This is a genomic window from Pseudonocardia sp. CA-107938 (assembly GCF_050936315.1).
GTDB lineage: Bacteria > Actinomycetota > Actinomycetes > Mycobacteriales > Pseudonocardiaceae > Pseudonocardia.
Genome location: NZ_JBNJNA010000001.1, coordinates 5,765,330 through 5,788,841 on the forward strand (window position 1 = coordinate 5,765,330; position 23,512 = coordinate 5,788,841).

A 23,512-nucleotide genomic window follows, 5' to 3' on the forward strand; every position below is an offset into this window, starting at 1 on the left:
GCCGGGGTAGCGTGCGGTCGTGTCACCGGTGACGCGGCTGTGGGTCGCGGTGTTCGTCGTCGCGTTCGGCACGAACGTGCCCACCCCGCTGCTGCTGGTCTACCGCGACGAGCTCGGCCTGAGCTCCGACGCTCTGACCGGCGCGTTCGCCGTCTACGCGGCGGGCTTGGTGCCCGCGCTGCTGCTCGCCGGGCCGGCGTCGGACCGGTTCGGGCGCCGGCCCGTCGTGGTGCCGTTCGTGGTGCTGTCGGTGGTCACCTCCCTGCTGTTCCTGGGCGCCGGATCGTCGGTGCTGCTGCTGTTCGTCTGCCGTTTCCTGCAGGGCGCGGTGTCCGGGGTGGTGTTCAGCGTGGGCACGGCGTGGCTGGCCGAGCTGATCGGCGACGCCGGCCGCTCGGCGCGTCTGACGACGGCGGCGCTGAGTGCCGGGTGGGCGCTCGGGCCGTGCCTGTCGGGTGTGCTCGCGCAGTGGTTGCCGTGGCCGACGGTGCTGCCGTACCTGCTGCACGTCGCGCTGATGGTGGTGGGGTTGGCGCTGCTGCCCCGTGTCCCGGAGACGCTCGCGGTCGCCGACCGGCGCCGCGGCGCGGTGGTGAACCTCGGCGTGCCGAGCGCAGCGCGGTGGCCGTTCCTGCTGGTCGTGGTGCCGATCGCGGTCGGCGTGTTCACGTTCCCGTCCATCGCGGTGACGGTGCTCCCGCTGCTGCTGACACCCACGATGCCGGAGATCGCGGTCGCGATCACCGGCTTCGTCGCCGGCGTGACGTTGTCCTCGGGGACCCTCGCGCCGCCGCTGGCCCGTCGCCTCGGCACGGCCGCCGGGCCGGCCGGGCTGGGTCTGGGCGCCGCCGGACTGGGCCTCGCACTGCTGGGCGTAGGCCTGCACGCCTGGCCCGTGCTGATCCCGACGGCGCTGCTGCTCGGCGTCGGGTACGGGCTGTGCCTGGCGGGCGGGCTGACGCTGGTCGGCGAGCTGGCCTCCCCCACGGCGCGCGGAGCGCTGACCGGCACCTTCTACGCCTGCGCCTACCTCGGTTTCGGGGTGCCGCTGCTGTTGTCGGTGATCGGCGGCGCCAACCGCGGCGTGCTCGGCTTCGCGGGCCCGCTGGCCGGGTTGGCCGTGCTCGTCGCCGTGGTCGCCGCGGTGCTGGCCGCGCCGCGCGCCCGGGCCCTCGTCAGCCGGGTCGGGTGATCCTGCGCTCGGCGACGCCGGCGATCGTGCGCGCCATCACCGCGAAGACGAACGCGTGCGCCGGCAGCTGCGCGTACCAGTACAGCCGCCCGGGCAGCCCGACCGGCTCGAAGGTCGTGCGCTGCACGTAGCGGCTGCGCGGGCCGTCGGGTTCGGCGCGCATCTCCAGCCGCGCGACGCCGGGCAGGCGCGCCTCCGCCCGCAGCCGCAGCATCCGGCCGTCCTCCACGGCCTCGACCCGCCACCAGTCGAGGGCCGCTCCGGGTTCGAGGCGATCCGGGCGGGTGCGCCGTGCACCGATGCCGCCGAAGAGCTCGTCGAGCTTGCCGCGCAATGCCCACACCCCGGGCACGGTGTACCAGCCGGCCCTCCCGCCGATGCCGCTGATCACCCCCCACAGCTGCGCCACCGGCGCGTCGACGTGCTCGACGCGCTGCGACACCAGTTCGAACCCGGTCGGGTCGGCCGGCATCGGGCCGGCCGCGCCCTCCGCGGCGAGCGCCCGGCGCACCGCCTCGGCGTACGGGGTCGGCCCGCCGGGCGGGACGCTGGTGGGTGGTTCGCCGTGGCAGACCAGGTCGTAGGCCATCGACTCGAGCAGCGGGCCGGCGAGATGACGATCGACCGGCGTCACGGCCTCGACGGCCCGCGCTGCGGCGGCCGGCGACACCGGCAGCGTCACGGGCACTCCCACCAGCGGGTACCCGGCCACCTCGGCGTACCCGACGAGCATGTCGCGATAGGTCAGAACGTCGGGGCCGCCGATGTCGAAGGCCGCGTTCAGCTGTGGTGGCAGGTCCAGGCAGGCGAGGAGGTGGTGCAGCACGTCGTCGATCGCGATGGGCTGGATGCGGTGGTAGGCGTCATCCGGCATCGGCAGCAGCGGTGCCGACGACGCGAGGTGGCGGAGCATCTCGAAGCTCGCCGACCCGGCGCCGACCACGATGCCGGCCTGCAGCACCGCCGTCGGCACCCCGGACGCCAGGAACGCCTCGCCCACCTCGTGCCGGGACGCGAGGTGCGCCGAGTTCGGCCCGGTCGCGGGCTGCAGGCCGCCCAGGTAGACGATCCGCGCCACCCCCGCGTCGGCGGCCGAGCGGGCGAACGCGCGGGCCGCGTCCAGGTCGCGCTGCCGGAACTCCGACCGGCCCGTCGCGTCCATCATGTGGACCAGGTAGAAGACCGCGTCGATGCCCTGGCACGCCGCCGCGGTGGCGGCGGGATCGGCCACGTCGCCGACGTGCACCTGCACCTGGTCGCCCCACGGCCGCGCCGCGACCCGGCGCGCGTCCCTGGCCAGCACCCGGACGTCGTGACCCGCGTCGAGGAGCCGCGGGACGAGGCGCGCCCCGACGTAGCCGGTCGCGCCGATCACCAGGCAGAGCACGGGCCCAGCATTCCCCAGTACCGGCGTCAGGACACACCGAGCAGCCGCAGACCGGCCGTGGTCGCCGCGGCGAGCACCACCACCAGCACGAACGGGACCCGCCACCACGCCGCGACCAGCCCGACGGCGACACCGGCCGGCCGGGCCCAGCCGGCGAACCCGCCGGCCGCGGTGAGCGCGGCGGTCGCGGCGAGCGCCACCAGGAGCGCCGTCGCGCCGAGGTCGAGCAGCCGCTCCACGTGCTGCGGAACGGTGAGCCGGCCGCGCAGGACGATCCCCGCCAGCCGCAGCAGGTAGGTGCCGGCCGCCAGGGCCAGCACGGCCGTCCACGTCACGACGTCTCCTCGGCGTCCGGCCGGCCCGCCGCGAGCAGGCCCAGCAGACCCACCAGCACCGGCATGCCGGCCGGCAGGAACGGCGTCGCGGCCAGTGCCGCCACCGCGGCGACGAGTCCGACCCGTGCGGAGTCGCTCCGCCCCAGCGACGGGAGCAGCAGCGCCGCCAGCGCTGCGGGGAAGGCGGCGTCGACACCGAACACGTTCGGGTCCGGCACGGCCGCACCGACGACCATCCCGAGCGCCGCGCACAGGTTCCACACCACGAACAGGACGATGCTCGACAGCCAGAACCCCTGACGCGCCCGCTCCGGTGTCGGACGGGCACGGGAGAACGCGACCGACTCGTCGATGATCAAGTGGGCGCCGAGCAGTCGCATCGGCCAGCGGTCCGCGATGACCGGTCCCATCGCCAGCCCGTACGGCAGCACCCGCGCGTTCAGGAGCAGGCCGCCGATGACCGCCGCGACGGGGCTTCCGCCGCCGGCGATCACGGCGACGAGCAGGAACTGCGAACCGCCTGCGAACACCAGCACCGACAGGGCGACCGTCAGGACCGGCGGCACGCCGGCGGCCGCTGCGAGCGCGCCGAACGACACACCGACCAGTCCGATGGCCGCCGCCAGCGCGAGGGCGTCGCGGACGTCGGATGCCAGGAGTGTTCGTTGTAACGACCGCACGTCCGTCATGCTGAACGATCGGTCGCGCGTTCGTCAAGCCGAACAAGTGACCGGCCTGACGAACGGACCTAGCCCACGTTCGGGTGGAACAGGGCGCTCTGGACGTACTGCATGTTCGCGAGGAACGTCTCGTCGCCGAACCGGCGCATCATCTCGTCCTCGTCGACGATCTCGATCCGCATCTGCAGCCAGTACAGGTTGCCGAACGGGTCGGCGATCCGGGCCACGAGGTCGCCCCAGAACAGGTGCGTCGGCTCGGTCACGATCCGCGCGCCGGCGGCGACCGCCTGCTTGATCGTCTGATGGATGTCCGCAACGTAGAACCGCAGGAAGGCCGGCGTCGGCGGCCAGTCCGGCTTGTCGAACATCATCACCATCGAGTCGCCGATGCGCATCTCGGCGTGCCCGACGTTGCCCTGCTCGTCGACGACGGGCTCACCGTGCGGTTCGGCGTCGAACGCGGCCGTCAGGAACTCCATCAACGCGAGGGTGTCGCGGCCGATGATCCACGGCGTGACGGAGTGGTAGCCGTCGGGGATCGGGCTGATGGTGGTCATGGAATCGTCCTCCTCGGTCGTGTGAGAAGGACGCTATCCATGAACTAGGTCTGGTCGCGTCCTAGTTCTGCGCGAGAATTCTCCTCGTGATCGACACCCCCGGACGGCTGCTCCGCCTGCTCTCCTTGCTGCAGAGCCCGCGCGAGTGGCCGGGCAGCGAGCTCGCCGAGCGGCTGGGGGTGAGCGCGCGGACGATCCGCCGCGACGTCGACCGGCTGCGCGAGCTCGGCTACCCGGTGGAGGCCTCGCTCGGCGTCACGGGCGGCTACCGACTGGGCGCCGGCAGCGCGATGCCGCCCCTGCTGCTCGACGACGAGGAGGCCGTCGCGATCGCGGTCGGCCTGCGCACGGCGGCGGGACTGGCGGTGACGGGGATCGAGGAGGCATCGGTCCGGGCACTGACCAAGCTCGAACAAGTGCTGCCGGCCCGGCTGCGGTACCGCGTCGGCACGATCGGCGGAGCGACCGAGCCGCTCGTGCTCCCACCTGCGCTGTCCGGGCACACCCCCGTTCCCGTCGATCCGGCGCAGCTCACGCTGCTGGGAGCGGCGATCGCGAACCGGGAACGGATCCGGTTCGAGTACGCCGGAGCGCCGGTCCGGCGCCGGGTCGACCCGTTCCGGCTCGTCGCGGAGGGGCGGCGGTGGTACCTCGTGGGCTTCGACCTCGATCGTGCCGACTGGCGGACGTTCCGCGTGGATCGCATGGCCGAGCTCGAGGCCACCGGGGCGCGGGTCACCCCACGGGAGTTCCCCGCCGCCGACGCCGCGACCTACGTCCGCGAGTCCCTGTTCACGTCCGCTCCGACGTACGCGGCCGTGGTGACCCTCCACGTCCCGGCCGACGAGGCGGCCCGCCGGCTCGGTGCCGCGGCGACCGAGGTCACGCCGATCGACGAGACGAGCTGCCGGGTGCGGCTCGCCGGCGACACACCCCTGTGGACCGTGCTCCGGTTGATCATGCTGGACGTCGACTTCGAGGTGCACGAGCCGCCCGAACTCGTGGACCAGGTTCGCCGGCTCATCACCCGGCTGAAACGGAGCTAGCTGTAGTCGATCACCTGCACGGGCTCGTAGGTGCGGATCAGGGCCTCGCCGGCTTCGGGGTGGCGGCGCAGGTGCTCGAACTCGGCCTCGGTGATCTGCGCGTGCGCCTCCACGCTCACGAAGCGCGACGTCGGGTGGTTGGTCAGCCAGCGCAGCACGCAGCCCTCGGGAGTGCGTTCGGCGATCCAACCCTGACCGGACAGGTTGTCCGGATCGTCGGATCTCGACGTGTCCGCAGGCACATCGGCACGCTACGCCGACGACACCCCGCGGGAGATCACGGGACTGTCGGTGGCGCAGTGCAGACTGCGCACCATGAGTGCGGCTGCAGCCCTGACCGACGCGGAGATCGACGAGGTGCGCGGGGAGTTGGCCGCCGGCCGACCCGTCACCGTGTGGTTCACGGAGGCGGCGGTGGGTGTGCCGGTCGGCGGGTCGGCGAAGGTGCTCGCGCTGGGCGATCCCGCGGCGGGCGAGTTCGTCCAGGTGCGGCCCACCGGGTCGCGCGACGAGCTGTTCTGCTCGCCGTCCGAGCTCACCCGGGTCCGGCCACCGCGCCGGCGCGCCGCCACCGCGAAGCAACCGGCCAGCGCCCCGGCCGAGGTGCCGCAGCCGCGCAGCGCGCCGCCGGCCGCCGTCGCGCAGCGCCGTGCCCCCGCGGCCCCGGCCGCGAGCGCCGCCGCCCGACCGGCCACGCGCGCCGTGGCCGCCGAGGCCCCGGAGAAGCCGCGGGCCGCGCGCAAGCGCCCGGGCCGCGACACCGGCGCCCCCGATCTCACCGTCGTCCTCCAGCCGTCGAGCGACGGCGAGTGGGTCGCATCCGTCACGCGCGGGGCGAAGACCGTCGTGCGGCCGACCCCGGTCGCGCCCGCCGACGTGGCCAAGGCAGCCCGGTGCCTGCCGCCGGCCGTCGGCGAGGCCGTCGACGCCGCGCTCGCCGCCGCCCGCACGCGGCAGCAGGAACGGGTCGCCGCGCTGCAGGCCGAGCTGGAGGCGGCCCGTCAGGCGTTGGAGGATCTCGGAGGATAGATTGTTCGACAGGTCGTACGGGCGTTCTCGCACCTGAACCCCGGTTCGAGGAGGTCCCGTGCAGCGCGCCGCACCCCTGGCCACCATCGCGGCCGCCGTCCGCCGCGAGCGCGAGCGGCTCGGGATGTCACTGACCGAGCTCGCCCGGCGGGCGGGTGTCGCCAAGTCGACGCTGTCGCAGCTGGAAGGCGGAAGCGGGAACCCGAGCGTGGAGACGCTGTGGGCGCTCGCCGTCGAGCTGGGGGTGCCGTTCAGCCGGCTCGTCGACCCGCCGGCAGCGCCCGTACAGGTGATCCGGGCCGGCGACGGCTACGTGGTGCACTCGGAGCAGGCCCCGTTCACCGCGGTCCTGCTGTCCACGTGCCCGCCCGGCGCCCGCCGCGACCTGCACATCCTGAACGCCGAACCCGGGGGCACCCGCGAGGCGCACGCACACATCGCGGGCACCACCGAACACCTCGTCGTCATCGCCGGCCGCTGGCTCGCCGGGCCGGAGGAGGAACCGGTCGAGCTCGCGGTGGGCGACTACATCCGCTTCCGCGGGGACCAGCCGCACCGCTACGAGGCACTCGAACCGGGCAGCTCGGCCGTGCTGGTGATGGAGCACGTCTGATTCGACGGCACTTCCCGCAGGAGCCTCGGGAAGTGCCGTCGAAGGTCACATCCGGTCGGGCCAGCCCTCGGTGCGGTCGCCCTCGGTGCCCGCCGTCGACGGGTACTGGCGGACCCAGTCCACCTGCATGCTGGACGGCGTGACCGGCCCGCCGGTGCCGAAGTAGTCGAGCTGCACGCACAGGTGCATCGGACCCTTCGGGATCAGCGCCGCGTCCGTCGTCTCGAACCAGCGGTGCCCGTCGACGTAGGTGGTCACGCGCGTCGGCGTCCACTCGACGGCCCAGTTGTGCCACTGGGTCGCGTCGATCGCGGTCTTGCCGACGGCCTGGCCGCCCTCGACGGCGTGCACCGCCGCGATCGCGCCGGCCCGGGCCGGGTCCTGCAGCTCCATGAAGTCGATCTCGGCGCCGTTGTCGTCGTCGGACCACAGCATGAGCACCGCGTTGTAGACCGGGTCCCCGGCCGGCACCCGGGCGCGGACCTCCCACCTGCCGAACGCCTGACCGGTGCCCCACGCCATGCCACCGGTCGCGCCCTGCGCGTCGCCCGTGATCGTCAGGATGCCGTCGGCGACGCTCAGGGCGTCCGGCGTACGGGTGCCGCGACCGGCGAACCCGGTGCCCGTGTAGGCCGTCCAGCCCTCCCTCGCCGTCGTCGTCGCGGCGGCGGTCGTGAAGTCGGCCGACCGGGTCGGCGTACCCCACCGCATGGTCGTCGCCGCACTCGCCGGTTCGGCGCACGCCCGCGTCGTCGCGGACTGCGGCGCCAGGCTGGTGTCGCCCACGGCCGGGGTGGCGGGTGCGGGGCCGTTCGGCGATCCTGCCTGCGGCTCGATCGCGGCCGGTACCGGGCCGGCCGGGTTGCCGGCGGCAGGACCTGCACCAGGATCGGTGGCCGCCGGGACGGGACCAGCGGGCGCGGCCGGAGCCTCCGCAGGCGCGGACGGTGCTGGAGCGGCCGGCACCGGCGCACTGCCGGCGGGTGCAGGAGCGGCCGGACCGCGCACAGCAGGGGCGCCACCCGCCGGGATCGGACCACTCGGATCACCAGCGGCCGGCGCCGCTGGACCCGCCACCGGCAGTGCCACCGCAGGAGCCCCGGCGGCGGGCGCACCACCCGCTGGTGCCGGAGCAGCCGGGTCTGCCGCCGGGGGAGCACCGCCGGCCGGAGCCGCCGGCGCGAGCGCAGGAGCGGCAGGTCCACCGAGCGCGGGAGCGGCGGGACCGACAGCGGCGGGCGCACCAGCCGTCGGAGCACCCACGGCTGGGTCCGCCCCTACCGGGGACGGCGCAGCTGGGTCTCCTGCTGCAGGAGCACCGCCGGCCGGAGCCGCAGGATCACCGACCGCGGGGGCCGGAGCAGCAGGAACAACTGCGGCAGGCGCACCAGCCGCCGGTTCAGCCCCTACCGGCGCTGACGCAGCCGGGCCACCCGTCGCCGGAGCACCGCCGGCCGGAGCCGCCGGTTCCGCAGCAGGAGCCGCAGGATCACCGACCGCCGGGGCAGCAGGACCACCTGCGGCAGGCGCACCAGCCGCCGGTTCAGCCCCTACCGGCGTTGAAGCAGCCGGATCACCCGCTGCCGGAGCACCGCCGGCCGGAGCCGCCGGTTCCGCAGGATCACCGACCGCCGGGGCCGGAGCAGCAGGAGCACCCGCTGCCGGTTCTGCCGCAGGAGCGGCAGGTTCACCGGGTTCACCGGCCGCGGGGCCCGCTGCAGGCGCCGCAGGCTCACCGGTGGCGGGTACCGGCGCTACCGGAGCACCCGCCGCTGGGGCGTCGCCGGCCGGAGCTGCAGCGCCGGCCACAGGGAGTGCCACCGTCGGAGCACCAGCGGCGGCGGGGTCACCACCGGCAGGCGCCGCTGGAGCAGCCGGCTCCCCCACCGCCGGAACAGCACCCGCTGGAGCCGCTGGTTCGCCGGCTGCCGGCGCGGGGCCGGCGGGAGGAGCCGGATCACCCGGAGCCGCTGGAACGGCGGGGGCGCCCGCAGCAGGAACCTTCCCTGCCGGAGCCGGCCGGCCGACGGCTCCTGCGGCTGGTGCGGTGGCCCCCGGTCCACCCGCCGCAGGGGCGGCCGAAGCCGGGGCGCCGGCAGCAGCCGCCGGGTTCGGCTCAGGCTCCACCGCGCTGGCTGCGGCGACGGCGCACGCGCCGGGTGCCGCGTCGCCCTCTGCGGCCATCGCCGCGGCGGGTCCGCCGAGCAACGCCAGCGCGAGCACGCTTCCGATGGTCACGGTCCGCTTCATCGGTCTCTCCACCCTTGCCGCCGACGATCACGATCGTGCGGACATTAGGCGGAGTCGACTACGCCGTGCGGCCGTATCACCGTTCCAGGTGACAGTGCCGATCGGGCGAATCACCGTGGGTCTCGGACACGCCGATCGACGGCGGGCGGGCCGTCACCATCCGCGACCGGCGTAGCGCTGGTCGGCGGGGAGCTCCGAGATGTTGATGCCCACCATCGCCTCGCCGAGGCCGCGGGAGACCTTGGCGATCACGCCGGGGTCGTCGTGGAACGTCGTGGCCTTGACGATGGCCTCGGCCCGGCGGGCCGGGTCACCGGACTTGAAGATGCCCGATCCGACGAAGACGCCCTCGGCGCCGAGCTGCATCATCATCGCCGCGTCGGCGGGGGTGGCGATGCCGCCGGCGGTGAAGAGCACGACCGGCAGCTTCTGCGTGCGCGCGATCTCCGCGACCAGCTCGACGGGGGCGCGCAGCTCCTTGGCGGCGCCGTACAGCTCGGCCTCGTCGAGGGTGGCGAGGCGCCGGATGTCGGCGCGGATGGTGCGCATGTGCCGGGTGGCCTCGACGACGTTGCCGGTGCCGGCCTCGCCCTTGGACCGGATCATGGCGGCGCCCTCGGAGATCCGCCGCAGCGCCTCGCCCAGGTTGGTGGCGCCGCACACGAACGGAACGGTGAACGGCCACTTGTCGATGTGGTGGGTCTCGTCGGCCGGGGTCAGTACCTCGGACTCGTCGATGTAGTCGACGCCGAGCGCCTCCAGCACCCGTGCCTCGACGAAGTGCCCGATGCGCGCCTTGGCCATGACGGGGATGGAGACGGCGTCGATGATGCCGCCGATCATGTCCGGGTCGCTCATGCGCGCGACGCCGCCCTGGGCGCGGATGTCGGCCGGGACCCGCTCGAGCGCCATGACGGCGACGGCGCCGGCGTCCTCGGCGATCTTGGCCTGCTCCGGCGTCACCACGTCCATGATCACGCCGCCCTTGAGCATCTCGGCCATCCCGCGCTTGACGCGCGCGGTGCCCTGCTGCGGGCCGGCAGGGGCGGGAACGAGCTGGTCGGACGACACGGCGGTACCTCTCGACAGGGCCTGATAGGGGTCCCGGTCAGGCTAAGCGCGCTCGGGTGCTCCGAGGGGTGTCACGCAGATTGCACCGAGCTCTGCCTCGGCGTGCTCGGGATCGGCGATCTCGAAGTACCGCGGCTCGGGCGCGTGTCCCGCGAGGTGCAGCCGCCGCACCATCCAGAGCTGCCGCAGGCCGAGTGTGTCCCGCACGGCGTCGTTGTGCACCCGCCTGGCGAGCGCGAGCATCTGCTCGGCGTCGGCGAGCTCGGTGCGCACGCCGTCCGGAAGCGCGACCCGGTCGATGACGGCCAGTGCCTGCCCGAGGACGTTCGCCGCCGCCTCCCGCTCCGCCCAGGTGCCGGTCGGCAGAGGGCCGGCCAGGCCCGCCGACCGCGCCGCCGCCGCCCGCCGGACGAGCGCGTCCTCCAGCGCGGACCGGGCGGCGTCGAGCCTGCGGTGCAGCCGGTCCAGCCGGCGCACCCGGGACGCCGCCAGGAGCACGATGCTCGTCGCCCAGACGGCCGACAGCGCCACGACCCAGCCGAGCGGCCCGGACATGACGACGCCGTCGGGGCCGGTCACGACGCGACCCGGTGCCCGCGCGGGTCGGCCGCGACGGCCGCTCGGTACACCTGCACCACCCGGGCCGCGACGGCCGGCCACGCGAACGCCTCCGCCCGGGTCCGGCCGGCAGCGGCCAGCTCGACGCGACCGTCGGGGTCGGCGAGCAGGGCGTCCACGGCGGTCGCCAGTGCCGCGGGATCGCCGGGTGGGACGAGCACGCCGTGCCCGTCTAGGACGGCGGCGAACGCGTCGAGGTCGGACGCGACGACGGGCGCACCCGCGGCCATCGCCTCGGCGAGGACCATGCCGAAGCTCTCCCCGCCGAGGTTGGGCGCGCAGAACACGTCCATGGCCCGCAGGGCACGGTTCTTCGTGGCGTCGTCGACGGCGCCCAGCACGGTGACGGGCACCCCGACGTCCGCGAACATGCTCGGGTCACCGGGCCCGACGACGAGCAGTCGCAGGTCCGGGTGGGTGCGGGCGAGCCGCCGGCAGGCGTCGAGCAGCACCGGCATGCCCTTGCGGGGCTCGCCGTAGCGGCCGAGGAACCCGACCGTCGGGCTGTCCACCGGCCACGGCTCCGCGGCGGCCAGCCCGGCGACGTCCACGCCGTTCGGGATCTCCACGGCGTCGCCGCCGAGGTGCTCCACCTGGACGCGGCGGGCGGTCGGCGAGACGGCGATGCGGGCGGTGACCCGCTCCAGCAGCGGTCGGGCCACCCCGCCCATGGCGCGCAGGACGAGCGAGCGGTCGGTGGCGGTGTGGAAGGTCGCGACGACCGGCCCCTCGGCGAGCATCAGGGCGAGTGCGGACAGGCTGAACGTGGTGGGTTCGTGCAGGTGCAACACGTCGAACCGGTGCTCGGCGAGCCACCTCCGCACCCGCGCGTACGACACGGGCCCGAACGCCACCCGTGCCACCGAGCCGTTGTAGGGCAGCCCGAGTGCGCGTCCGGCGGGCGTGACGAAGTCCGGGACGGGTCCGGCGCCCGGCGCGAGCACGGCCGCGTCGTGGCCGAGCGTGCGGAGGGCGTCGGCGAGCCCGAGCACGTGCGCCTGCACCCCGCCGGGCACGTCCAGCGAGTAGGGGCAGACGAGCCCGACCCTCACACCGCTACCCGCTCGCCGTCGGCCAGCCAGATCGGTTGCAGCGCGTGCCAGTCCTGTGGCCGTTCCCGCAGCAGCTCGCCCAACGCGTCGGCGACCTGCTGGACGGCAGCCGGGACAGCCGCCCGACCGGCGACCGGCACCGGGTCGGCGAACGCGATCGCCCAGCCGTCCGGGGTGAAGGTGGGGCAGGCCGGGACGAGCAGCGAACCGGTGAGCGCGGCGAGCCGCGCCGGTCCGGACGGCAGCCGGGCCGGCGCCCCGAGCAGGGTGACCGGCAGGCCACCCCCGGTGACGTCGCGGTCGGCGACCAGGCAGACGACTCCCCCGTCGCGCAGCCGCCGGGTCAGCGCGCGGTGCGCCGCGGTGCCGTCGCCGGCGGCGACAACCTCCATGCCGAGCTGCTGGCGGTAGCCGACGAACCGCCGGTAGAGCGACTCGGGCCGCAGCCGCTGCGCGACGGTCGTGAACCCGGGTTGCCGGCCAAGCGCCCGCAGCTGCTCGACCAACCAGGCGCCGGCCGCGTCCCAGTTGCCGCTGTGCGGCAGCGCGATCACGATGGGACGGCGCTCGGCGAGGGCTGCGAGCAGTACCGGCGCGCCGGGCCCGGTGATCCGGGTGGCCGCGTGGATGCGCGGCAGGTCCCGGGCGGCCAGCCGGAACGTCTCGCTCCAGTACCGCCCGTAGCTGCGCATCCCGGCCACGACCAGCTCGTCCAACGCGTCCGGCGAGGCGTCCGGGACGAGCCGGGCGAGGTTGGCGCGCAGCTGGTCCGGGCCGGCGCCGCCGCGCTGCGCCACCCGACCCGCGCCGGCCTCGAACAGCCCGCGGGCGGCCCGCTCCGGCACCGCGCGCAGCAGCCGCCACGCGGCGGCGTACTGGAGGTCGGCGAGGCGTTCGGCGCGGCTGACCGGCGCGTTCACGGGGTCGGCTCGCCAGGGTCGGCCGCCACCGACGGGCCGGTGCGGGAGTTGCGGCGCGCCGACCACAGCCGCTGCAGCATCGTCCACACCGATCCGGCGGCGAGCAGCCACAACGCGGCCGGCAGCGCGTACGGGACGCCGAGCCCGGCGAGCCCGGTGCCGACCAGCGCCAGCAGCAGCCGTTCGGCCCGCTCGACCACGCCGCCGTCCACGTCGACCCCGACGCCCTCGGCGCGCGCCTTGATGTAGGACACGAGCTGGCCGGTCACCAGGCAGATCAGCGCGGCCGCGCCGGTGCCCGGGTCGTCCGCCACCTCGAAGCACCACCAGATCAGCCCGGCGAACAGCGCCGCGTCGGCCAGCCGGTCGCACGCCGAGTCGAGGATCGCCCCGAACGGGGTGCCGCCGGCCGCGCCCGCGCGGGCCATCGCGCCGTCGACCAGGTCGAACAGCACGAAGAACGTCACCACGAGGGTGCCGGCGAGCAGCTCACCGCGCGGCAGGAACCACAGCGCTGCGGCGATCGAGCCGAGCGTGCCGGCCACCGTGACGGAGTCCGGGGTCACCCGATGCGCCACCAGCCACCGGCCGAGCGGGTCGGCCACGCGGTTGACGTGCTTGCGCGCGTGGGCGTTGAGCATGGACTCCTGCCTGGTGGGCGGTTCCCCCCGGAACCCGGGCAGCCTATCCCTGCGCCGGCCACGCCTCGGCGAGCACCGCCCGCGTCTCGCTCAACAGCTGCGGGATCACCTTCGTCTGTCCGATCACGGCGATGAAGTTGGCGTCGCCGCCCCAGCGCGGCACCACGTGCTGGTGGAGGTGGTCGGCCAGCGAGCCGCCGGCGACCGTGCCGAGGTTGAGTCCGACGTTGAACGCGTGCGGCGCCGACACCGTCTTCAACGTGCGCACCGCCTGCTGGGTGAACGCCATCAGCTCGGCCGACTCGTCGGCCGTCAGGTCCTCCAGCTCGGCCACGTGCCGGTACGGCACCACCATGAGGTGCCCCGGGTTGTACGGGTGCAGGTTGAGCACCGCGTACACGGCGTCCCCGCGGGCGACGAGCAGGCCCTCCTCGTCGTCGAGCGACGGGATGCGGCAGAACGGGCAGCCCTCCGTGCCGGCGTCCTTGATGTACGCGAGGCGGTGCGGCGTCCACAGCCGGCGGAAGCCGTCCGGGGTGCCGACGCCGTCGCGGGGCTCCAGGTCCGGCTCTGTCGGCCCGGGGACGTTCATGGCCGCGACTCTAGGCCCTGCCCTCGCCGAGGTCGTGGGTCCACGCTGCCACTTCGCGGAGGAAAGCCTGCGCGACCGGCGTGACGTCGACCAGATGCATCAGCGCGGTGCACGAAGGCTCACCGTCCGCGATCGGGATGAGGACGACACCGGGCTGGCGGTGGTAGTCGAAGATCGTCGAGACGGTCGGGTGGACGATCTGGCCACGAGCGACGGCCGCGAACGCCTCGGCGGTGGTCGTGACGTCGATGCCGACCCGGACGGGCCGCCCGGCGGGCGTGCGTTCGGGGATGACGGCCCGGACCATCTGCTCCGGGAAGCCGATGAGCCGGCACACGGCGTAGTCACCGAGGTCCTCCATGACGGCGTGACCGCGGCGGGCGAGCGGGTGATCGGCCGCGACCGCCATCATGCGGGAGTCGCGGGTGAGCAACGGCCCCTGGACGACCCCCGGAACATCCAGCGGCAGTCGGGCGGCCAGGAGGTCGAGCTCCCGCCGCAGCAACGGACCCAGCGGGTCCTGCAGCGACACGTCCACGACCTCGACCCGGCAACCCGGGTGGCTCCGCTCGAACGACTCCGCGATCTGCGGCAGCCGCGGCCCTCCCGCGGCCGGGCCGACCATCCCGACCCGCACCACACCGCTGCGCTGCGGGTCCGTCGCGGCGGCCATCGCGGCCAGCAGTGCCAGGTAGGCGGGTTCGACGAGCTCACGGACGCGGCGCCCGTGCGTCGAGACCACGACCCGCCTGCTCGACCGGTCGAACAGGCGGCCGCCGAAGCGCCGCTCCAGCATCGCGATCGTCTGGCTGACCCGCGACGAGGTCAGACCCAGCCGCGCCGCCGCCCGGCCGAAGTGCAGCTCGTCGGCGACGGCCAGGAACACCCGCAGATCTCGGAGCTCGATGCCGTCGATCGGTGAGCGCCGCTCATCACTGCGTTGCGGCATCCGCCGTTGATCAGCAGCGTCCACCGACCCGAGCCTAGCCGGGTGACCGACACTCTCGAACCGCGTTCGGCCGGCCTTGCACGGCGCGACCGACTGATCCTCCTCACCCTCTGCGCGGCTCAGTTCATGGTCGCGCTCGACTTCTCCGTCGTCACGGTCGCGCTCACCGCCATCGGGCGGGACCTCGACCTCACCTCCACGGCGGACGTGCAGTGGGTGATGACGGCGTTCGTGCTTCCCGTCGCGGGAACGATGCTGCTGTTCAGCCGGATCGGTGACCGGGTGGGCCGACGCAGGTTGCTCACGATCGGCGCCGCCGTCGTCGCGCTGGCGTCCGTCGTGGCCGGGTTCGCCCCGAACGCGGGCGTGCTGGTGGCGGCTCGCGTCGTGCAGGGGGTCGGCTCGGCGATGATCGGTCCGACCGCGCTGGCCCTGTTGACGACCTCCTTCGCCGAAGGGCCGACGCGGGACCGGGCGCTGGGGATCAACGGAGCGATGCTGTCGCTGGGCTTCGTCGTCGGCACGGTCGGCGGCGGCGTGCTCACCCAGACCCTCGGGTGGCGTTCCACGATGTTCCTGCTGGCCCTCATGTGCGCGCTCGTACTGGTGGGTGCTGCGACCGTCCTGCCGGCCGGGCGCGTCGCGCGGTCCGGGGCACAGCTCGACCTGCCCGGGGCGCTGCTGGTCACCGGCGGGCTCGTGGCGCTCGTCTACGCCATCTCGACGGGAGAGCACGCCGGCTGGACGAGCGCGCCGACGCTGGGGGCGTTCGCGGCCGCGGCGGTCCTGCTGATCGGGTTCGTGGTGGTGGAGGGGCGGCAGCGCGACCCGCTCGTGCCGCTCGGGTTCCTGGCCCGCCGGACGATCGGCGCCGGAGCGGTCGTCGGCTTCGTGACGTTCGGCATGTGCGGCGGCGCCACCGTGCTGCTCAGCCTCTACATGCAGGACGTGCTGGGGTTGACGGCCCTCCAGACGGGGTCGGCCCTGATCGGCGAGGGCGTCGCAGCCGCAGCGGCGGGCGCGCTGGCCGCAGGGGTGATCGCACGTCTCGGCACGACCAGGACCCTCCTCGTCGGGCTGCTCGTCCAGGCGGTGAGCACCGCGGCCATGGTGGCGTTGCCGGATGCGGGGGGCCTGGCACTGGTCGTGGTGACGTCGTCGGTGATGGGGCTCGGCCACGTGCTCGCCGTCGTCGCGTTCATGACGACGATGACCTCCGGCCTCACCGCGGCGGAGCAGGGGCTGGCCGGCGGGCTCGCCCAGACCGCGCAGCAGATCGGCACCGCGGTGGGGGTCGCGGTGCTCGCGACGGTCGCCGCGACGGCCGGCACGTCGCCGCGAGCCGCTGAACTGGTCGGGCTGCACGGCGGTTGGCTGCTCGCCGCCGTCGCGGTCGCCGCCGCTGCGGGGGTGGCCGCGGTGTTCCTGCGCAGTCCGGCAGCCGTTCCGGCCGGAGGCCTGCAGGCCTCCTGAACGGCCTCACGCACCGCTGGGTCAGGCGAGCGCGTCGGCCGTCGGGCTCTCGTTCTTCCGGTCCGCGATCCAGCTCGTCACCAGCTCGACGGCCTCCGCGACCGGCACGCCGTTGCGCTGGCTGCCGTCGCGGAAGCGGAAGCTGACCGCGCCCGCCTCGACGTCGCGCGCTCCGGCCAGCACCATGAACGGCACCTTCGCGAGGGTGTGGGTGCGGATCTTCTTCTGCATGCGGTCGTCGCCGGCGTCGACCTCGATGCGCACGCCCTTGGCCCGCAGCGCGGCCGCGAACTCCTCGACGGCCGGCACCTGCTCGTTCGTCACCGGGATCGCGACGGCCTGGACCGGCGCGAGCCACGCCGGGAACGCCCCCGCGTAGTGCTCGGTGAGCACGCCGAAGAACCGTTCGATCGAGCCGAACAGGGCCCGGTGGATCATGATCGGCTCCTGGCGGGAGCCGTCGGCCGCGGTGTACTCCAGCCCGAACAGGCCCGGTTCCATCAGGTCGACCTGGATGGTGGAGAGCTGCCAGGTGCGCCCGATCGCGTCCTTGGCCTGCACGCTGATCTTGGGCGCGTAGAAGGCTGCACCACCCGGGTCGAGCACCAGTTCCAGGCCGGACGCCTCGGCGGCCTCGCGCAGCGCGTCGGTGGCCTTGTCCCAGTCCTCGTCGCTGCCGATCGACTTCTCCGGGTCGCGGGTGGACAGCTCCAGGTAGAAGTCGTCCATCCCGTAGTCGCGCAGCAGGTCGAGCACGAACGTCAGCAGCGAGCGGATCTCGTCCTGCATCTGCTCGCGGGTGCAGTAGATGTGCGCGTCGTCCTGGGTGAAGCCGCGGGCCCGGGTGAGCCCGTGGATCACGCCGGACTTCTCGTAGCGGTACACCGAGCCGAACTCGAACATCCGCAGCGGCAGCTCGCGGTAGGACCGCCCGCGCGACCGGTAGATCAGGTTGTGCATCGGGCAGTTCATCGGCTTCAGGTAGTAGTCCTGGGCCTGCCGGCGCAGCTCGCCGTCGCTCCCGTACTCGGCGTCGACCTGCATGGGCGGGAACATGCCGTCGGAGTACCACTCGAGGTGCCGCGAGGTCTCGAACAGCTGCGCCTTGGTGATGTGCGGGGTGTTGACGAAGACGTAGCCCGCCTCCTCGTGACGGCGGCGCGCGTAGTCCTCCATCTCCTTGCGGATCACGCCACCCTTGGGGTGGAAGACCGGCAGGCCGGAGCCGATCTCGTCCGGGAAGGAGAACAGGTCCAGCTCCGAGCCGAGCCGGCGGTGGTCGCGCTTCTCCGCCTCGAGCAGCCGGTCGAGGTAGAGGTCGAGCTGCTCGACGGACTCCCACGCGGTGCCGTAGATGCGCTGCAGCATCGGGTTCTTCTCGCTGCCGCGCCAGTACGCCGCCGCGCTGCGCATCAGCTTGAACGCCGGGATGTACTTGGTGGTGGGCACGTGCGGGCCGCGGCACAGGTCCGACCAGACGACCTCGCCGGTGTGGGCGTGGACGTTGTCGTAGGCGGTGAGCTCGCCCTCGCCGACCTCCATCACCTCACCGGTGTCGACCTGCCCCTTCAGGTCGATCAGCTCCAGCTTGTACGGCTCGTCGGCGAGCTCCTTGCGGGCGTCGTCGAGGGAGTCGTAGCGGCGGCGGGAGAACCGCTGGCCGGCCTTGATGATCTTCTTCATGGCCGACTCGAGGGCCTTGAGGTCCTCGGGGGTGAACGGCTTCTCGACGTCGAAGTCGTAGTAGAAGCCGTCGGTGACGGGCGGGCCGATGCCCAGCTTCGCCTGCGGGTGCAGCTGCTGCACTGCCTGCGCGAGCACGTGCGCCGCCGAGTGCCGGATCACGCTGCGGCCCTCGTCGGTGTCGGCGCCGACCGGCTCCACCTCGACGTCGACGTCGGGCGCCCAGGCGAGGTCCTTGAGGTTCCCGTCGGCATCCTTGACGACGACGACGGCGCTCGGGCCGCTGGAGGGGAGACCGGCCTCGCGGACGGCGGCGCCCGCCGTCGTCCCGGCCGGCACCCGGACGCGAGCGGACGCGGGACGGGGTACGGGCGCGGACACGGGAAGCCTCCAGTGGGGATCGAGCGATGTCCTCCGATGCTAGAGGGGAGGTTGCACCGGCCCGAACCGGGTTTGCCCGTCGGTCAGGATCGGCCGGGTCCGGGCGGCGGAAGGGCGGAGGGTGGCGCAGGCCGCCGCTCGGGCTGCTCCTGCTGCGGGCCGGGCGGCGGACCCGGCGGCGCGGCAGGCGGATGGGCCGGCGCAGCCGGGGCCGCGGGCCGGACCGCAGGCATCGACGGGACCGTCGTGTTGCCCGACAGCGGCGGCGCGAGCCCGTCCGCATCGGCGAGACCGGGAACCGGGCCACGGGTGCTGCGCGGCCGTGGCGGCAGCGGATCGTCGAGGATGGCGAGCGCCGGCGTCCGGTCGACCGGGTCCGGCTCCGGGACGGCCCGGGGCGGGGTGCGAGACGGTGCCCGGAGCGCGGGGCGCTCCTCCACGGCGCCGGGCACCCAGGCACCGTCTCGCGGTCTCAGGCTCACCGTGGGACCTGCGGTGAGCGCGGCGGTGGACACCCAGCCGAGGCGGCGGCGCACCCGCCGCAACGCCCGCGGTGGCCCCTCCACCAGCAACGACAGGGCCAGTCGATCGCCGTAGGGGTCCGCGATCCGACGCACGACCAGGTGCTGCCGCGCCCCGCGGTGGACGGTGACCTCCGTGTCGAGCGCGCCCGGATCGACCGGTTCGCCGGCCCCGGCGCCTGGCACCGCACCGCAGGCCAGCCGCATCAGCTCGCCGTGCAGCGCGCCCAGTTCCTCCCGGTCCGCGCTCGTCGGGTGCCCGGTCGCGCCGAGCACCATCCCGCTGTCGATGTCGATCAGCAGGGCGGCACGCACCGCGGGATCGTCCCCGATCGGGCCGAGTACCGCCGTCAGCCCGTCCGCGCGGACGTTGACGGCGTGCCGGTGCCGTGCCATTCGACTCACGTCCCCCGGTGACCGCCGGTCAGCGCTGGCCGCTGGCCGGGAAGAACGGCGCGTTCTCCTGGGCGGGCGGCCGTCCCGGTGCGGGCACCGACATGTAGAACGACTGCTCGATGACCCGCAGGTCCCGGCGCGCCATCGCCAGGTTGGCCTGCGCCCGGCTCAGCACCAGGTAGAGGAACAGCTTCTCGTCGCTGCTGCCGTGGATCGGCCGGATCAGGTGGTACTGGGTGTCCAGGGTGATCAGGATGTCCTCGATGGTCTCGCGCAGGCCCAGCTTCTGCATGACCTCGAGCTTCGTGCGCACGACATCGCTGTTGCCCGGCGCGGCCACATCGAGGTCGAACTCGGGGCTGCCGCCGCGCGAGCCGAGGGTCATGCCGCTGTCGTAGTCGACGAGCGCCACCGCGAACGCACCCTTGATGTTCGCAGCCATGTCCAGGCAATGATCGATGTTGCTCATGTGGGATGAATTCCTCCAGGTTGGTGCGCCGCCGAATTGATCGAGGGCGCCCTCAGATCGAAAAGGGTGAAAAACTCTGCGGAATGGGCCCGACGACAATCATCGGAGTCTGCGCAGCGCGTGCAGGAGGCGGTCGAGCGTGTCGACGTCCGTGTGCCAGCGGCCACCCTCCGGCCGGACGCCGATGGTGCTGGGAGCGGGCGTCGGGAGCGGGCGGCGAGGGGCCGGCAGCGCCACCGGGTGGCGGCGCGGCAACGGGACGCGACCCGCTGCCACCAGGGCCGGGGCGGACTCCGCCCGATCCTGCTTCGGGACCGTCGGGGCCCGCGGACGCGCCGTCGACAGGCCGCGCCGGGCAACGGCGAGGTTGCCCCGGTGTCGATCGACGCGCAGGTAGACCAGCAATGACTCCTCTCCCGACGCGGTCGCGAGCGGGCGCACCAGGTGGTAGCAGGACCTGGTGGTGATGATCAGGTCGTCCATCTCGTCGTCGGCGTTCGACGCCAGGAAAGCTGCCGCACCGGCCCCCCACCCGAGCACGGCGAGTGACGTGTCGGCCTGGGCGCCGGGCTGCACACCGACCTCTTCCAGCACTCTCCCCTGCGCCGCGTCCGCGACGCAGCAGTATTGCGCACCGGTGTCTGCGATCAGATCGCGCAGCAGTTCCCCGAACATCGGGCGGGAGCCTGCCACCACGAATAGTCGCAACCGCGATTAGCCCTTTCAGTGAGCGACACGCCGAGGCGGGAAATGTCGCGGTCGGACCTTCGGCAGAATGACCGTGCGGCCTGATGGACCTGACCTTCGAGCGGGGTCGTGCACCATCCGGCTCAGGCGAGCCGGCGCAACCCGTCGAGCACGCGCTGGAGGGTGCCCAGATCGCTGCTCCACGTCGTGGCCAGGACACCGCCCGGCCGCGCGGCGCCGCCCCCGCGCCGCGGCAAGGGAACGGCGGCCGCGGCGAGATCACCGAGCACCTGGGCGGCCAGCCGGCCGGTCCGACGGGCCATCGGGGCCCCGCTCAGGGACGCCAACGCGGGCTGGCGCTCGCCCGGGAGCGACGGCTCGGGTGCGCGGGGCAGCGGCACGGCGTGCAGCACTCCCCGCCCCGACGCCCGCTGTTGCGGCAGCGCGCCGACCGACGTCGGTCGTGCTGGCGGCGGTGCCGTCGGCGGTGCCGTCGGCCGGAGCCCAGGCGCACCCGGATGGCCGGCGCGCAGCGCCGCGGCGAGCTGCGTGCTGGCCAGCGCGCGTCGCGCGGCCGCCACGTCCCCGCCCGGGCCGAGCCGCAGCGCGACCACCGATCCGTACGGCCCGGGCGCCAGCACGTGCGTCGCGCGTGGGCTCGCGAGCACCAGGTCCACGAACCCGCCGTCCGCCGTCGCCGCGGCGAACGCCGTCGAGGCCAGGCGGGCCATCGCCGCGTCACCTGCGGGATCGGCCGGGATCGGCCGGGCGACGCGCTCGCCGAGCGCCCGGCCCGTGCCCACGTCGATCACGCGGACCGTCTGCGTCCCCCGCACCGCGAGCAGGTCGGCGAGGGAGGCGTCGAGCTCCCTCGGTCCTCCGTCCGGGGTGCCCGTGGCGGAGCCGGCTGGCATCGACACGCGCACCTCCACCCGCCCGGACGGGGCGCCCGGGTCCAGGCAGCATGCCCTCGTGGTGGGGAGCAACGACGGTCCACCCGCACGGCCGACCGTCGCCGTCTTTCCGGCGGTCCCGGTCGGGGCCGATCGCCGTCGCCCCGGGCGGAACGGATCGCCCCAGGGAAGATCCGCCGGCCCGCGCGCGTTGCAGATCGTCGTGGTCCCGCTCTCCGTGCTCGATCTCGTCCCCGTCGGATCCGGCGTGTCCCCCACCGACGCGCTCGCGGCGAGCACTGCGCTCGCCCGCCGCGCCGACGAGCTGGGCTTCACCCGATACTGGGTCGCCGAGCACCACGCGATGCCAGGTATCGCCAGCTCCGCACCCGCCGTGCTCATCGCCCACCTGGCGGGCGCGACCAGCCGCATCCGGGTGGGATCGGGCGGGGTGATGCTGCCCAACCACCAGCCGCTGGTCGTGGCGGAGCAGTTCGGCACCCTCGACGCGCTGCACCCCGACCGCATCGACCTCGGCATCGGCCGGGCACCCGGCACCGACCAGCGCACCGCCCGCGCGCTGCGCCGCGGCACCGCGCCACTGGGCGCCGACGACTTCCCCGACCAACTCATGGAGCTGGTGTCGTACTTTCGCGGCGACGGACCGGTCCTCGCCGTGCCGGCCAAGGGCGCCCGGCCGGCACTGTGGCTGCTGGGCTCCAGCGACTACAGCGCGCAGGTCGCCGGCATGCTCGGGCTGCCGTTCGCGTTCGCCCACCACTTCAGCGCCCAGAACACGCTGCCGGCGCTCGCGCTCTACCGCGAGCGGTTCCGCCCGTCGGCCGTGCTGCAGCAGCCCTACGCGATGATCGCGGCCGCCGTGTTCGCTGCCGACACCGACGCCGAGGCACGCCGGCTGGCCATGCCGTCCGCGGTGCAGTTCCTGCAGCTGCGCAAGGGCAACCCCGGCCTGCTGCCGACCCCGGAGGAGGCCGCCGCCCATCCCCTCTCGGAGCTCGACGAGGCGTTCATCGCCGACCGGATGGAGCAGCAGATCATCGGCTCCCCCGACACCGTCCGGGACGGCGTTCGCGAGCTGCTGGACCGCACTGCAGCCGACGAGCTGATGATCGTCACCGCCATGCACGGCGCGGCCGACCGGATCCGCTCGTACGAGATCGTCCACGACGCGCTGGTCGGCACACCGGTCTGACCGCTTGAATGGCGGCATGGCCACCCCGTACGACGCGTTCCGAGCCGCCGTCGAGGCGAAGGACATCGACGCGGCCGTCGCGCTGTTCCGCGCCGACGCCGTGTTCAACTCGCCCGTCGTGCACAAGCCCTACCAGGGCGTTCCTGCGCTGCACGCGATCCTGTCGGCGGTCGTGCAGGTGTTCGAGGACTTCCGCTACACGGCGGAGTACGCATCCGACGACGGGCACGTGCTGCTCTTCGAGGCGCAGATCGGTGATCGCGAGCTGCAGGGCGTCGACGTCCTGCGCGCCGAGGGCGGCGAGCTCACCGAGCTGACCGTGATGATCCGCCCGTACTCCGCGGCGACGGCGCTCCGCGAACGCATGGCCGCTCTCCTCGCCTGACCGGCGCCTCCCGCTCACTGCTCCATTCGGCGGAGAGCAACTCACGCACCGTCGCCATACCGCATGCGCTGGTCGGCGTCACGGCAGACGCGCACGACCTTCGGGTGATCTCCCGTGTCGTTCCACATCGCCGTCGCCAGGCTGCACGTTGGGGGTCGCAGGACCGGGGAGGGGCAATCCGGTCCCGGTCGGTGGACGAGCGGAGGTGGCGGATGACGCGGGCCCACGACGCGCGCCCCCGGCGCGTCCCGACCCAGGCCGGGTCGCCCGCGGACTACCCGACCCACCCGAGCCTGCCTGCCATCCCTCGTGTCGTGCCCGGACAACAGCGTCCGCGCGCACGGCAGGCAGGCTCCTCCACCGACCAGCACCCTGCTCCGCTGCCGGGCCCGCAGATCCCGCGATTTCCGCGGATCCCGGCGGAACAGGCGCCCACGCGGCCGCGACCCCCCGAACGCGGCCGCCCGTCCGCCGCCGGC

Annotated in this window: 27 protein-coding genes; 7 read left to right on the plus strand and 20 right to left on the minus strand. The window is 74.2% G+C overall.

Annotation, left to right across the window (positions count from 1 at the left end):
* Positions 1-19 precede the first annotated feature (19 nt).
* Positions 20-1,192, plus strand: coding sequence for an MFS transporter (locus ACQEVB_RS28480; RefSeq protein WP_432977640.1), 1,173 nt, complete (start codon positions 20-22; stop codon positions 1,190-1,192).
* On the opposite strand, the gene ACQEVB_RS28485 is transcribed toward ACQEVB_RS28480, so the two are convergent.
* Genes ACQEVB_RS28485 through ACQEVB_RS28500 form a run of 4 tightly spaced genes read right to left on the minus strand, consistent with a single transcriptional unit; the run spans position 1,176 to position 4,151 of the window.
* On the minus strand, positions 1,176-2,579 hold the full coding sequence (locus tag ACQEVB_RS28485; protein ID WP_432977643.1) for an SDR family oxidoreductase: 1,404 nt from the start codon (positions 2,577-2,579) through the stop codon (positions 1,176-1,178). The genes ACQEVB_RS28480 and ACQEVB_RS28485 overlap by 17 nt on opposite strands.
* Before the next feature lie 26 nt (positions 2,580-2,605).
* The gene (locus ACQEVB_RS28490; protein ID WP_432977646.1) at positions 2,606-2,914 is read right to left on the minus strand and encodes an AzlD domain-containing protein; all 309 of its coding nucleotides are present in this window, start codon (positions 2,912-2,914) and stop codon (positions 2,606-2,608) included.
* Positions 2,911-3,603 (minus strand): AzlC family ABC transporter permease, encoded by a 693-nt coding sequence (locus ACQEVB_RS28495; protein WP_432977649.1) that lies wholly within the window; start codon positions 3,601-3,603, stop codon positions 2,911-2,913. The genes ACQEVB_RS28490 and ACQEVB_RS28495 overlap by 4 nt, the downstream gene beginning before the upstream one ends.
* 59 nt (positions 3,604-3,662) lie before the next feature.
* Complete coding sequence (locus ACQEVB_RS28500; protein ID WP_432977652.1) at positions 3,663-4,151, minus strand: VOC family protein; 489 nt, start codon at positions 4,149-4,151, stop codon at positions 3,663-3,665.
* Between the two features lie 86 nt (positions 4,152-4,237).
* Here ACQEVB_RS28500 and ACQEVB_RS28505 point away from each other — a divergent pair, with 86 nt between their 5' ends.
* Positions 4,238-5,197, plus strand: a complete 960-nt coding sequence (locus ACQEVB_RS28505) for a helix-turn-helix transcriptional regulator (RefSeq protein WP_432977655.1) — start codon at positions 4,238-4,240, stop codon at positions 5,195-5,197.
* On the opposite strand, the gene ACQEVB_RS28510 is transcribed toward ACQEVB_RS28505, so the two are convergent.
* Positions 5,194-5,439 (minus strand): hypothetical protein, encoded by a 246-nt coding sequence (locus ACQEVB_RS28510; protein WP_432977658.1) that lies wholly within the window; start codon positions 5,437-5,439, stop codon positions 5,194-5,196. The genes ACQEVB_RS28505 and ACQEVB_RS28510 overlap by 4 nt on opposite strands.
* A gap of 73 nt (positions 5,440-5,512) precedes the next feature.
* Between ACQEVB_RS28510 and ACQEVB_RS28515 the strand changes: the two genes are divergently transcribed.
* Both ACQEVB_RS28515 and ACQEVB_RS28520 read left to right on the plus strand, forming a co-directional pair.
* Positions 5,513-6,226 (plus strand): DUF6319 family protein, encoded by a 714-nt coding sequence (locus ACQEVB_RS28515; RefSeq protein ID WP_432977661.1) that lies wholly within the window; start codon positions 5,513-5,515, stop codon positions 6,224-6,226.
* Positions 6,227-6,284: 58 nt separating this feature from the next.
* Positions 6,285-6,839: a helix-turn-helix domain-containing protein gene (locus ACQEVB_RS28520; protein ID WP_432977664.1), complete on the plus strand. Its 555-nt coding sequence runs from the start codon at positions 6,285-6,287 to the stop codon at positions 6,837-6,839.
* A 45-nt stretch (positions 6,840-6,884) separates the two neighbouring features.
* Here the strand turns inward: ACQEVB_RS28520 and ACQEVB_RS28525 are convergent, their stop codons facing one another.
* The 10 genes from ACQEVB_RS28525 to ACQEVB_RS28570 all read right to left on the minus strand — a co-directional run bounded on the left by ACQEVB_RS28525 (position 6,885) and on the right by ACQEVB_RS28570 (position 14,956).
* Positions 6,885-7,805, minus strand: coding sequence for a family 16 glycosylhydrolase (locus ACQEVB_RS28525; RefSeq protein WP_432977667.1), 921 nt, complete (start codon positions 7,803-7,805; stop codon positions 6,885-6,887).
* Positions 7,806-8,389: 584 nt separating this feature from the next.
* Complete coding sequence (locus ACQEVB_RS28530) at positions 8,390-8,575, minus strand: hypothetical protein (protein ID WP_432977670.1); 186 nt, start codon at positions 8,573-8,575, stop codon at positions 8,390-8,392.
* Positions 8,576-8,593: 18 nt separating this feature from the next.
* The gene (locus tag ACQEVB_RS28535; RefSeq protein WP_432977673.1) at positions 8,594-8,902 is read right to left on the minus strand and encodes a hypothetical protein; all 309 of its coding nucleotides are present in this window, start codon (positions 8,900-8,902) and stop codon (positions 8,594-8,596) included.
* A gap of 340 nt (positions 8,903-9,242) precedes the next feature.
* Complete coding sequence (gene pdxS / locus ACQEVB_RS28540) at positions 9,243-10,160, minus strand: pyridoxal 5'-phosphate synthase lyase subunit PdxS (RefSeq protein WP_432977676.1); 918 nt, start codon at positions 10,158-10,160, stop codon at positions 9,243-9,245.
* Positions 10,161-10,202: 42 nt separating this feature from the next.
* Entirely contained in the window at positions 10,203-10,739 is a 537-nt protein-coding gene (locus tag ACQEVB_RS28545; RefSeq protein ID WP_432977679.1) for an NUDIX hydrolase, read from the minus strand.
* Positions 10,736-11,830: a glycosyltransferase family 4 protein gene (locus ACQEVB_RS28550; RefSeq protein WP_432977682.1), complete on the minus strand. Its 1,095-nt coding sequence runs from the start codon at positions 11,828-11,830 to the stop codon at positions 10,736-10,738. Before ACQEVB_RS28550 ends, ACQEVB_RS28545 begins: the two co-directional genes overlap by 4 nt.
* Complete coding sequence (locus ACQEVB_RS28555) at positions 11,827-12,750, minus strand: phosphatidylinositol mannoside acyltransferase (protein ID WP_432977685.1); 924 nt, start codon at positions 12,748-12,750, stop codon at positions 11,827-11,829. Before ACQEVB_RS28555 ends, ACQEVB_RS28550 begins: the two co-directional genes overlap by 4 nt.
* A complete protein-coding gene (pgsA, locus tag ACQEVB_RS28560; RefSeq protein WP_432977688.1) occupies positions 12,747-13,391 on the minus strand; it encodes a phosphatidylinositol phosphate synthase in 645 nt (214 codons plus the stop codon). The genes ACQEVB_RS28555 and pgsA overlap by 4 nt, the downstream gene beginning before the upstream one ends.
* A 43-nt stretch (positions 13,392-13,434) precedes the next feature.
* On the minus strand, positions 13,435-13,983 hold the full coding sequence (locus tag ACQEVB_RS28565) for an HIT family protein (RefSeq protein WP_432977691.1): 549 nt from the start codon (positions 13,981-13,983) through the stop codon (positions 13,435-13,437).
* A gap of 10 nt (positions 13,984-13,993) precedes the next feature.
* Positions 13,994-14,956 (minus strand): LysR family transcriptional regulator, encoded by a 963-nt coding sequence (locus ACQEVB_RS28570; protein WP_432977694.1) that lies wholly within the window; start codon positions 14,954-14,956, stop codon positions 13,994-13,996.
* A gap of 18 nt (positions 14,957-14,974) precedes the next feature.
* Here ACQEVB_RS28570 and ACQEVB_RS28575 point away from each other — a divergent pair, with 18 nt between their 5' ends.
* The gene (locus ACQEVB_RS28575) at positions 14,975-16,405 is read left to right on the plus strand and encodes an MFS transporter (protein WP_432977697.1); all 1,431 of its coding nucleotides are present in this window, start codon (positions 14,975-14,977) and stop codon (positions 16,403-16,405) included.
* A 21-nt stretch (positions 16,406-16,426) separates the two neighbouring features.
* Here ACQEVB_RS28575 and thrS read toward each other — a convergent pair whose 3' ends face one another.
* The 5 genes from thrS to ACQEVB_RS28600 all read right to left on the minus strand — a co-directional run bounded on the left by thrS (position 16,427) and on the right by ACQEVB_RS28600 (position 21,462).
* Entirely contained in the window at positions 16,427-18,469 is a 2,043-nt protein-coding gene (gene thrS / locus ACQEVB_RS28580) for a threonine--tRNA ligase (protein WP_432977700.1), read from the minus strand.
* A gap of 83 nt (positions 18,470-18,552) precedes the next feature.
* Positions 18,553-19,386 (minus strand): hypothetical protein, encoded by an 834-nt coding sequence (locus ACQEVB_RS28585; RefSeq protein WP_432977702.1) that lies wholly within the window; start codon positions 19,384-19,386, stop codon positions 18,553-18,555.
* A 28-nt stretch (positions 19,387-19,414) separates the two neighbouring features.
* Positions 19,415-19,855: a hypothetical protein gene (locus ACQEVB_RS28590; protein WP_432977705.1), complete on the minus strand. Its 441-nt coding sequence runs from the start codon at positions 19,853-19,855 to the stop codon at positions 19,415-19,417.
* A gap of 99 nt (positions 19,856-19,954) precedes the next feature.
* Positions 19,955-20,530 carry a hypothetical protein gene (locus ACQEVB_RS28595; RefSeq protein ID WP_432977708.1) on the minus strand — a complete coding sequence of 192 codons (576 nt, stop codon included), beginning with the start codon at positions 20,528-20,530 and terminating at the stop codon, positions 19,955-19,957.
* 155 nt (positions 20,531-20,685) lie between these two features.
* Positions 20,686-21,462 carry a hypothetical protein gene (locus tag ACQEVB_RS28600; RefSeq protein ID WP_432977711.1) on the minus strand — a complete coding sequence of 259 codons (777 nt, stop codon included), beginning with the start codon at positions 21,460-21,462 and terminating at the stop codon, positions 20,686-20,688.
* Positions 21,463-21,673: 211 nt separating this feature from the next.
* On the opposite strand from ACQEVB_RS28600, the gene ACQEVB_RS28605 reads away from it, so the two are divergent.
* Together ACQEVB_RS28605 and ACQEVB_RS28610 are read left to right on the plus strand one after the other, a co-directional pair.
* The gene (locus ACQEVB_RS28605) at positions 21,674-22,648 is read left to right on the plus strand and encodes an LLM class flavin-dependent oxidoreductase (protein ID WP_432980623.1); all 975 of its coding nucleotides are present in this window, start codon (positions 21,674-21,676) and stop codon (positions 22,646-22,648) included.
* 16 nt (positions 22,649-22,664) lie between these two features.
* Positions 22,665-23,033 (plus strand): nuclear transport factor 2 family protein, encoded by a 369-nt coding sequence (locus ACQEVB_RS28610; protein ID WP_432977714.1) that lies wholly within the window; start codon positions 22,665-22,667, stop codon positions 23,031-23,033.
* Positions 23,034-23,512 lie beyond the last annotated feature (479 nt).